This is a genomic window from Frankia sp. CeRuru1, assembly GCF_977966315.1.
Genome location: NZ_CDWWEW010000189.1, coordinates 1 through 9,706, shown reverse-complemented (window position 1 = coordinate 9,706; position 9,706 = coordinate 1). Strand labels below are relative to the sequence as shown.

Below are 9,706 nucleotides of genomic sequence, written 5' to 3'. Positions count from 1 at the left end.
CCCCTTCGCCGCGCCAAAGCCGCGCCGATGACCAGGCCAGGACAAGACGCAAGCTGCTCCCCGGATGATGCGGAGAGCTCGGTCGACCATAAAACGTCCCCCGACGGTCCTGGACCCGCGCTGAATGGACGGCAGGCGGATAAGCATCCCCACGGAGCTGGACGTTACTATCAAGACACCCAAGGCGACGAGGTCTTTCTCATACTCCTCCCGGACGGGCCGCCGACCCTCACCCCCTCGGCGGCACGGGCCCTGCTGCGTATCCTGCTGGCAGCACAATCCGCCCGTTCCGGCCGAACACCCGGGACCGCAGCGAACATGCCGCGGAAAGATCCGCCCACCTCAGACTCATCCGCGTCGCCTCACCACAAAGGACCGCACCCATGATCAGACTCGCGTTTTACGGCAGGGTCTCCACCGAAGACCAGCAGGATCCAGAGGCCTCCCGTAACTGGCAGATCGCCCGCGCACGAGCCCTGACGGAGAAGCACGGGGAGATCGTCGCCGAGTACTTTGACGTCGGGCACTCCCGGTCCCTGCCCTGGAAGCGCCGTCCACAGGCCAGCCTGCTACTCGACGCCCTCCGGAACCCCGATCGGGGTTTCGACGCGGTTGTCATCGGCGAGCCGCACCGGGCGTTCTACGGCAACCAGTTCAGCCTGATCTTCCCGCTGTTCACCCACTATCGCGTCGCGCTGTGGGTGCCCGAGGTCGGCGGGCCGATCGACCCGACCTCGGAAGCCCACGACCTGATCATGTCAGTGTTCGGGGGCATCTCGAAGGGAGAACGGAACCGCATCAAGATCCGGGTGCGGGCCGCGATGGCGGCCCAGGCCAAGACCGAAGGCCGCTACCTCGGCGGCCGGCCGCCCTACGGCTACCGGCTCGCCGACGCCGGCCCCCACCCCAACCCGGCCAAGGCCGCCGACGGCCGCCGGCTACACGTCCTGGAACTCGACCCGGTCACCAGCCCCATCGTGGCCAGGATCTTCTCCGAGTACGCCGCAGGCCGCGGGCTGTACGCGATCGCCGAGGGACTCACCGCCGACGGCATCCCCAGCCCGTCCGCGCATGACCCCGCCCGCAACTCCCATCGCACGGGGAAGGCCTGGTCGAAGGGAGCGGTTCGCGCGATCCTGACCAACCCCCGCTACACCGGCCGGCAGGTCTGGAACCGCCAGCGCAAGGACGAGGTCCTCCTCGATGTCGAGGACGTCAGCCTCGGGCACACCACCAAACTGCGCTGGAACCCCTCGGACAAGTGGGTCTGGTCCGAGGAGCCGGCCCACCCGGTGATCGTGGAGACCGAGCTGTTCACCCAGGTGCAGCAACTCCTCGCCGGTCGGGGCAGAGGGCCCGGCGATCAGAAGGCGCCGCGTACGCGGCAGCCATACGCGCTGCGGGGGGCGTTCTACTGCGCTGTCTGTGAGCGGAAGATGCAGGGACACACAGCCCGCGGGGTCACGTACTACCGCTGCCGCTACCCGCAGGAGTACGCCCTGGCGAACACGATCGTTCACCCGACGAACGTCTACGTCCGCGAAGATGCCGTCCTACCGGCACTCGACCGGTGGATCGCCGAGGCGCTCGCGCCGCCGCAGCTGTCCGCCACCCTCGATGCCATGGTGGCCGCCCAGGCCAGCTCATCCACCGACGACCTCGCCGTGCAGAGAGCCCGCCGGGCGATCGAGGAAAGTAACACCAAGCTGGCCCGCTACCGGTCCGCCCTCGACGCTGGAGCCGACCCGGCGCTCATCGCCGGGTGGATCGCACAGGTCCAAGCCGAGAAGACCACCGCCGAGCGGGAGCTGCGCGAGGCCAGGGAGATCGACGAGCGGCGGCTGACCCGCAAAGAGATCGCTACTATGGTGGAGTCGCTCGGCGACATCACGAGCGCTCTCAGCGAAGCGGAGCCCGCCGAGAAGGTGGACCTGTACCGCCAGCTGCGCCTGCGACTGACCTACCAGCCCACCACCAGCACAGTGAGGGCCGACATGAAGATCGACACATCCTACTGTGGGGTAATGGATCGTGTCCGAGGGGGGACTTGAACCCCCACGCCCGTTAAAGGGCACTAGCACCTCAAGCTAGCGCGTCTGCCATTCCGCCACCCGGACAGGTGGTCGCGGATGTCTCACCCGCGAACGACTGCGATGTTACACGCTCCAAGGGGGTGGTTGTCGCTACCCCCGACCACCAGACGATCAAGTCCCGACTTGCGAGTTCTGCCCCGCTTCGACGAGAACGAGAAGCGGCAGGATCACTACTCGAGATGTGTCTCGGAGAATGTCGATCATGACTGGCTGGGCGCCGGGGCCTCTGGACCTCGCCTACGCGACGGGCCTACGCGACGGGCTTACGTAACGGACCCGCCCCGCGGCTGGCCGCCCCGACCCGCCGGAGGAACTCCTCGACCAGGCTGATCAGCTCCCGGGCCACCTCGGGCGGGAGATCTGCGGACAGCACCGCCGGCAGTTGGGTTCCAGCTGCTCCGGCGAAGCTCCGGTTACTTACGCGGAGCATCGACTCGAACACTGGAAGTCCGAGACTCGATGCCTGGTGGATGTAGGGCCGCAGGAAGCTGGTCGGCTGACCGCCGTAGTACTGGACCATCATGAGAACAACACCGAGCACCCGCGGTTCGAGTCGTTTCACGGCCGGATGCATCCCGGACTGCAACTCCGCGACCCTGTTGTGCTCCCAGACGAACCGGCCCAGTCTGCTCATCAGATGTTCGATGCCCAGCGTCGACAGGTTGTCCGGCCGGGCCGGGATGAGCAGGTGGTCGCAGGCGGCGATCGCGGCCCGGGTGATGACTCCGAAGTTCGGCGGGCAGTCGATGAGCACAAGGTCGTAGTCGTATGTGGAGAAGGACGCCAGCCCGGTGGCCAGCCGCTGGTAGACGTCGAAGTAGTACCTGGTGGACCGGTGGGCCCGCGCCCCGCCCAGCCTGGCGGTGAGGTCCATCTCGATGTCGCCGAGCGAGAGGTGCGACGCGAGCAGGTCCAGCGTGCCGCCGCCCGCGGCGACGACGGCGTTGACGACCGACGGTGTGGTCACGTACCCCGCGAGGGGCGGTGGGGTGGTCTCCGGCCGCCACGACTCGAACCACGCCTTGACGGTTCTCCGGTGGTCGGCGAGGTCCGTCCGCCAGGTCTCGGGCCGGTAAAAGGAGAAGGTCAGGTTCGCCTGCGGGTCCAGGTCGATCATCAGTACCCGTCTCCCCAACCGGGCGATCGCGGCGCCGATGTTTGCGGTGAGCGTGGTCTTGCCTACCCCGCCCTTGTAGCTGGCGATCGCCACGACCTTCACCGCATCCTCGCTCCCGGTCGCGCGCTCCGCCCGGCGGCGGAGGGACGTCGTGCCTCCTCGGCCGGACCCTCAAGCTTCCGCGTCCGGTTCACCAGCAGACTACGGCTGTTTCTGGATCGGTCACGTGGCCGGGAGTCGGATACTGGTGACTTCCGCCTTCGGGGACGGGAAGGAAGTCCCCCCTCGATCCGTCTCCGGACGCCTGAGTCTGGGATGCATGGGTCAGAAGACGATCGATGGGAACGAGGCCGCCGCGTTGGTGGCCTACCGGACGAGCGAGGTGATCGCGATCTATCCGATCACCCCGGCGTCGGCTATGGGGGAGCTGGCCGATGCGTGGGCGGCGAAGGGCCGCCCGAACCTGTGGGGCGCGGTGCCCGAGGTCGTCCAGCTGCAGAGTGAGGGTGGTGCCGCCGGCGCGGTGCATGGGGCGTTGCAGGCGGGTGCGCTGTCGACGACGTTCACCGCCTCGCAGGGTCTCCTGCTGATGCTGCCCAACATGTTCAAGATCGCCGGTGAGCTCACGCCGATGGTTCTCCACGTCGCGGCCCGGACCGTGGCCACGCACGCACTGTCGATCTTTGGTGATCACAGCGACGTGATGGCGGCGAGGTCAACCGGTTTCGCCATGCTGTGTTCGGCGTCGCCGCAGGAGGCGCATGACCTGGCCGCGGTGGCGCAGGCGGCAACGCTCGAGTCGCGGGTGCCGTTCCTGCACTTCTTCGACGGTTTCCGCACGTCGCACGAGCTGAACGAGGTGGCGTTGCTCGACGACGGCACGCTGGGTGGTCTGCTGGCGGCCGAGCATATCGATGCCCATCGCCGCCGGGCGTTGTCCCCCGACCGTCCGGTGATCCGGGGCACCACCCAGGATCCCGACACGTTCTTCCAGGCCCGGGAGGCGTCGAACACGTTCTACGCCGCGGTTCCCGGGATTGTGCAGGGGGTGATGGACCGGCTGGCCGCGGCGACGGGCCGGGCCTACCGCCTGTTTGAGTATCAGGGTCATCCCGAGGCCGAGCGGGTCGTGGTCGTCATGGGGTCGGGTCGGTCGGCGGTGCGGGAGGCGGTCACCCGGCTGGTCGAGCGAGGCGAGCGGGTCGGGTTCGTCCAGGTCCGCTTGTTCCGTCCCTTCGACGGCCGGGCGTTGCTCGCGTGCCTGCCCTCGACGGTGCGGTCGGTCGCGGTCCTGGACCGGACGAAGGAGCCGGGCGCGTCGGGTGAGCCGTTGCGGCTGGACGTCGTCGCCGCGTTCGCGGAACGGCCCGAGCGGATGCCGCGGGTGATCGGTGTCCGTTACGGGTTGGCGTCGAAGGAGTTCACCCCGGCGATGGCGGCGGCGGTGTTCGACGAGCTGGCCGGCGCGGCGCCGCGCCGGGAGGTGACGGTGGGTATCCGCGACGACGTCACGGACCTGTCGCTCGAGGTGGACGACGACCGTGTCCCGGAGCCGGATGACGTGCTGCGGGCGGTGTTCTACGGGCTCGGTAGCGACGGCACCGTGGGTGCCACGCGGGCGACGGCCGGTATCGTCGCCGCTCGCACGCCGCTGCACGCGCAGGCGTACTTTGTGTTCGACTCCAAGAAGTCGGGGTCGATGACGGTCTCGCATCTGCGGCTGTCGCCACGACCGGTCGACTCCCCGTGGCTTATCCAGAACGCCCAGTACGTGGGCTGTCATCAGTCCTCGCTGCTGGAACGGGTGGACGTGCTCGCCGTGGCCGCGCCGGGTGCCACCGTGCTGCTCAACAGCCCGCATGCGCCGGAGAAGGTGTGGGACTATCTGCCGGCCGACGCGCAGCGGCATCTGCTTGACCGGGGCGCGCGCCTGTTCGTCGTCGACGCCGACCGGGTGGCGAAGCAGGCCGGCATGCCCGGGATCGTAAGCCCGGTGCTGCAGACCTGTTTCCTGGCGCTGTCCGGTCTGCTGGACCGCGACGAGGCGATCGCGGCGGTCAAGGACGGGGTCCGCGCCGCCCGCGGCAAACGCGGTGACGCCGTGCTGCAGCGTAACTTCGCCGCCATCGATGCCGCGCTCGACGCCTTGCACGAGGTCGACCTGCAGGCTCGTGTGGTCACGGGGCAGGCGCGCCGGCAGCTGCTCGGCGAGGCGCCCGCGTTCGTCCGGCAGGTGACGGCGCGGATCATGGCGGGGGAGGGGAACCTGCTTCCCGTCAGCGCACTACCGGCTGACGGCACCTTCCCCGTCGGGACGGCCCGGTACGAGAAACGCGGCCTGACCCGCGAGCTTCCGGTGTGGGATGCGGACCTGTGCATCGACTGCGGCAAGTGCGCGATCTCCTGCCCGCACGCCGCCATCCGGATGACGTTGTTCGAGTCGGCGCAGCTCGCCGGCGCGCCAGCGTCGTTCCGGCACAAAAAGCCGAAGGACCGCACCCTCGCGGCGTTCCGGCTCGCGGTGCAGGTGGCACCGGACGACTGCACCGGCTGCGGCATCTGCGTCGAGGCGTGCCCGGCGAAGAGCCGGGAGATCGAGGGCCATCGCGCCCTGGACATGGTCGACGCCGCACCCCGCTTCGAGGAGGAACGCGCCGGATGGGCGTTCCGCGAAACGCTGCCGGCGGTCCCACCGGCGCTCGCCCCACCGGACACGGTCCGCGGCTCGCAGCTACGGGAGCCGCTGTTCGAGTTCTCCGGCGCCTGCGCCGGCTGCGGGGAGTCGCCCTACCTCAAACTGCTCACGCAGCTGTTCGGTGACCGCATCATCGTCGCGAACGCCACGGGATGCTCGTCCATCTACGGCGGCAACCTGCCGACCACACCCTGGTCGGCGGGCACCGACGGCCGCGGCCCGGCCTGGGCGAACTCGCTGTTCGAGGACAACGCCGAGTTCGGGCTCGGGCTACGCCTCGCGCTCGACACCCGGGCCCGCGAGGCCCGCCGGCTGCTGCGCGCACAGACCGCGACGGTCGGCGGCACGCTCGTCGAGGCGCTGCTCACCGCCGACCAGTCGACGGAGGCCGGCATCCTCGACCAACGCCAGCGGGTGGCCGAACTACGCCGACGGCTGGCCACCGTCGACCACGACACCACCCTCGACGCTGTCCTCGACGACCTCGTCGACAAAAGCGTGTGGATCATCGGTGGGGACGGGTGGGCGTACGACATCGGCTTCGGCGGCCTCGACCACGTGCTCGCGTCGGGGCGCGACGTCAACGTGCTCGTCCTCGATACCGAGGTGTACTCCAACACCGGTGGGCAGGCGTCGAAGTCGACGCCGCGCGCCGCGGTCGCGAAGTTCGCCGGCGGCGGCAAACGGACCCGCAAGAAAGACCTCGGGCTGCTCGCCGCCGCCTACGGCGACGTGTACGTCGCGCAGGTCGCCCTCGGCGCCAACGACCAGCACACGGTGAAAGCCTTCAACGAGGCGGCCAGCTGGCACGGCCCGTCCCTCATTGTCGCCTACAGCCACTGCATCGCCCACGGCATCACCATGACCGACGGCATGGCCCACCAGAAAGCCGCGGTGAAATCGGGATACTGGCCGCTCTACCGGGTCGACCCCCGCGCGGAAAGGCCGTTCTCCCTCGACTCGCGGGCACCGTCCATCCCCTTCAGCGAGTTCGCCGCCACCGAGTCCCGGTTCACCCTCCTCAACACCGTCAACCCCGACGAAGCCGACGAGCTCGCGGCACTCGCCCAACGCGACATCCTCGGGCGCTGGCAGACCTACGAACACGAAGCCGCCCACCCCCGCAACACCACCACGCAAAACTGAAGCGGCGCCGTGCCCACCAAAGTGGCGCCGTGCCCACCAAAGTGGCGCCGTGCCCACCAAAGTGACGCCGTGCCCCATGAGACCAGTGAAATATTCGATCTTGATGGCGGGTCCGTGAGCACGGTGAATGTGCCGTCTTGCGCGTCTTGAGAGTCGCGCAACAGCGGCTTGCAGGAATTTGACAGTAATGTCGAGATGTTCCGGGCTTGTTCCGGGATTGTGCCGGCTATAGATGGTTCCTCGCCCAAGGAGGGTTCGCCTTGACGGAAAAGACGGGAAAGTCTGGGGAGACGGGAAAAGCCGGCCCGGAGTTCGGTCCGTTGGCGGCCCTGGCCGGTGAGTGGGAGGGCAACCAGGGGGTGGACGTTGCCTTCGGCAACGCCGAGGGCACGATTATCGAGACCCCGTACCGCGAGCGGGTCACCTTCAAGCCCTTCGGTCCCGTGGACAACGGCCCGCAGTGTCTCTACGGCCTCGACTACCACATGGCCGCGTGGCGGGCCGGCGAGGAGAAGGCGTTCCACACTGAGATCGGCTACTGGCTGTGGGACGCCGATCTCGGCCACGTCATGCGGTGCTTCATGGTGCCCCGCGGTACGGTCCTGATCGCTGGTGGTGCCGTGGCGCCGGACGCGACCGACTTCACCCTGCGGGCGCAGGCCGGCTCCCTCACATACGGTATCCTGTCCAACCCCTACCTGGCTTGCGCGGCGAACAGCATCCGCTACGAGGTGAGCATCACCGTCACCGATAACGGGAGCTTCGCCTACACCTCCACGACCACCATCGATCACGAGCGGGTGTCCGACCCGGTCGCCCATACGGACCGCAACGTGCTGCGGCGCCTGTCCGACGCTTAACCGCCCGGCTTAACCGCTTGGCTCAGCCGCTTGGCTTATCGGCTTAGCCGCCCGGCGTACCGAGCGAAGTGTGTGCCTCGGCCTGGCAACAACGGACCGCCGCCACGCCGTATCTTCATCATCGGGAGCGCTTGTAGCGGCTCGGAAGTCTCGTTCTGCCCCGGCCCGGGCCCGCGGGTCGTCCTCGCGTGGCCGCGGCGACCGACAGAGACCTGTTGTTGGCCTGGGTCACGGCGTTCCAGGAAGAAACCCGTGGGGTCGCCGGCAATGCGGAACACACAGCGAGGCAGGCCGACGAGCGACTCAGCTATGGTGGCTTCACCCTGTGGGAGGTTGACGGGGCGCCGGTCTCGGTGGCGGGGATTACCCGTCCGGTGAGCGGGATGGTCCGCATCGCGCCCGTTTATACTCCTTCGCGTTTCCGGCGAAGAGGCTATGCCGGGGCTGTGACGGCAGCGGTGAGCCAGGCTGCGCTGGACGCGGGAGCGCACGAGGTCCTGCTGTTCACCGATCTGGCTAATCCGACCAGCAACGGCGTGTATCAGCGGCTCGGCTTCGAGCCTGTTGGAGACCGCGTAGCGCTGCTCTTCGCGTCAGCACCCGCGCCTGGGAGCTGACCGGAACATCAAACTCGCGGACGACCGGTCTGACGAGCTGGATCGATGACCACACGCGGGGCCTGCTTGCCACGGGACAGCCGAACGTCGCTCGGCGCGCGGCGGCTGGATCGGCTGGATACAGTCTGACGGTGCTGATCATTCAGGTTGAGCTGCCATGATGGGGCGGACCCACGCCCTGAGCGGGGCGGTGGTCTGGCTGGCCGCCGCACCCCTGCTGTCCCGGGAGCAGTGGTTGGGCTCGCACGCGGTGTCCTTGTCCTCGTCCCAGGTGATCGCCGGCGCGGTGGTGTCCGCGGGCGCGGCGCTTCTGCCCGACATCGACCATCCCAACGGTCGGATCGCCAACACCTTCGGGCCGGTCACCCGGGTTATGTGCAGGTGGATCAGCAGGGCCGCCGGTGGCCACCGGCACGCCACCCACTCGATCCTCTTCGCGCTCGGCATGGGTGTGGTCATGGGCCTGCTGGCCGCCCGTTTCGAGTACGGGTGGTGGGCCGCGCTGTTCGTCCTCGTGGGCTTCGGGCTACGTGGGCTCGGCCTGGACTTCGAGAAGCACGAGCACTGGTCGTCCGTCATGGACTGCGTGACCGCCGGGGTCGCTGTCTTTCTCATGCACGGCATCGACATGAGCTTCGCCGGCTACGCGGTCACCCTGGGCTGTCTCGCCCACCTGGCCGGGGACTGCCTGACCCCGCGCGGCTGCCCTCTTCTCTGGCCGGTCACCTGGCGGATGGAGACAGTCCTGGTTCCCCGGACGGACGGCAGGATCGAACACTGGGTCGTCGTTCCGCTTCTCGCGGTTGCCGCGGTAATCCTGACCGTGCGAGCCGTGACGGGCGACGCCGTGTCCCACTGGCTCACCGCCGGTTGAGACACCCGGCGCCCGCCCCGCGAACGCCGGCCGGCGGGCAGCGGACTGCCCGCCGGCACGGGGAATCGAACGCCGGCTCGCGGCGTCGACTCACCCCGCACTCGCCGTCACCCGTCATCGGCACTCGATTCTCCACTTGTTGAGCCTGACCAGGCTGCGTAGCCGCAGGCCACCGATGGTGCTGCCATCAGGCGGAAGCCGATCAAAAACCTGGCGAGCATCGGCAGACATCGCTGCCCGAGGCTGGGAGCTGTCGGCTGCCACCGGAACCTGTCAAGATTTTTGAGGCAAGATTCTTTGTGGA

The 9,706-nt window shown here is 68.5% G+C and carries 7 protein-coding genes and 1 tRNA gene; 5 read left to right on the top strand and 3 right to left on the bottom strand.

Annotated features, from left to right (window positions below):
• Nucleotides 1–383 precede the first annotated feature (383 nt).
• Entirely contained in the window at nucleotides 384–2,051 is a 1,668-nt protein-coding gene (locus AC08OP_RS14495; protein WP_476614676.1) for a recombinase family protein, read from the top strand.
• Here AC08OP_RS14495 and AC08OP_RS14490 read toward each other — a convergent pair.
• Together AC08OP_RS14490 and AC08OP_RS14485 are read right to left on the bottom strand one after the other, a co-directional pair.
• A tRNA-Leu gene (locus AC08OP_RS14490) sits at nucleotides 2,033–2,117 on the bottom strand. The genes AC08OP_RS14495 and AC08OP_RS14490 overlap by 19 nt on opposite strands.
• Before the next feature lie 226 nt (nucleotides 2,118–2,343).
• Nucleotides 2,344–3,312, bottom strand: a complete 969-nt coding sequence (locus tag AC08OP_RS14485) for a ParA family protein (RefSeq protein ID WP_476614675.1) — start codon at nucleotides 3,310–3,312, stop codon at nucleotides 2,344–2,346.
• A 217-nt stretch (nucleotides 3,313–3,529) separates the two neighbouring features.
• Between AC08OP_RS14485 and nifJ the strand changes: the two genes are divergently transcribed.
• From nifJ to AC08OP_RS14465, 4 genes are all read left to right on the top strand, one after another.
• Nucleotides 3,530–7,051, top strand: a complete 3,522-nt coding sequence (gene nifJ, locus AC08OP_RS14480; protein WP_476614674.1) for a pyruvate:ferredoxin (flavodoxin) oxidoreductase — start codon at nucleotides 3,530–3,532, stop codon at nucleotides 7,049–7,051.
• Nucleotides 7,052–7,311: 260 nt separating this feature from the next.
• Nucleotides 7,312–7,911: a heme-binding beta-barrel domain-containing protein gene (locus tag AC08OP_RS14475; RefSeq protein WP_476614673.1), complete on the top strand. Its 600-nt coding sequence runs from the start codon at nucleotides 7,312–7,314 to the stop codon at nucleotides 7,909–7,911.
• A 188-nt stretch (nucleotides 7,912–8,099) separates the two neighbouring features.
• The gene (locus tag AC08OP_RS14470) at nucleotides 8,100–8,528 is read left to right on the top strand and encodes a GNAT family N-acetyltransferase (protein WP_476614672.1); all 429 of its coding nucleotides are present in this window, start codon (nucleotides 8,100–8,102) and stop codon (nucleotides 8,526–8,528) included.
• Between the two features lie 160 nt (nucleotides 8,529–8,688).
• Complete coding sequence (locus tag AC08OP_RS14465; RefSeq protein WP_476614677.1) at nucleotides 8,689–9,402, top strand: metal-dependent hydrolase; 714 nt, start codon at nucleotides 8,689–8,691, stop codon at nucleotides 9,400–9,402.
• 107 nt (nucleotides 9,403–9,509) lie between these two features.
• Here the strand turns inward: AC08OP_RS14465 and AC08OP_RS14460 are convergent.
• Nucleotides 9,510–9,706: hypothetical protein (locus AC08OP_RS14460; protein WP_476614671.1), on the bottom strand; the 197-nt coding region annotated here is incomplete at its 5' end.